At 38.2% G+C, this 319-nt stretch carries 1 protein-coding gene; it reads right to left on the minus strand.

What is annotated here, in order from left to right; translation table 11 throughout:
- On the minus strand, window positions 1–212 hold a 212-nt coding region (locus FLQ44_RS08300; RefSeq protein WP_147693979.1), incomplete at its 3' end, for a metal-dependent hydrolase.
- Window positions 213–319: the final 107 nt, after the last annotated feature.

Below are 319 nucleotides of genomic sequence, written 5' to 3' on the forward strand. Positions count from 1 at the left end.
TGTTGCAAATCTGGATCAGTGATTTTATTGCGAAATAAACGAACACTTTCAATAAAGTAGCGCTCTCCATCTGGAAAGGTTAGGCTCAAAGCATCAAATAAACGTGTACGGAATGGATCTCCGCCAAACCAGAAGCGAGGAACGTCTTCAAGCTTGAAATCGAGCTTGGTGCGAACGACTGGGTCCACCTGATATTTAACTAATGCATTCATTTTGTTTTACTTGCATTGCTTTCGATGATTTCAGTATGTCGGGAAATTGCAGCTTTGTTTTGACAGATATTGCCAATTTTTATACATTTTATGACAGAATGAAAATT

Source organism: Vogesella mureinivorans, from assembly GCF_007644035.1.
Lineage (GTDB): Bacteria > Pseudomonadota > Gammaproteobacteria > Burkholderiales > Chromobacteriaceae > Vogesella > Vogesella mureinivorans.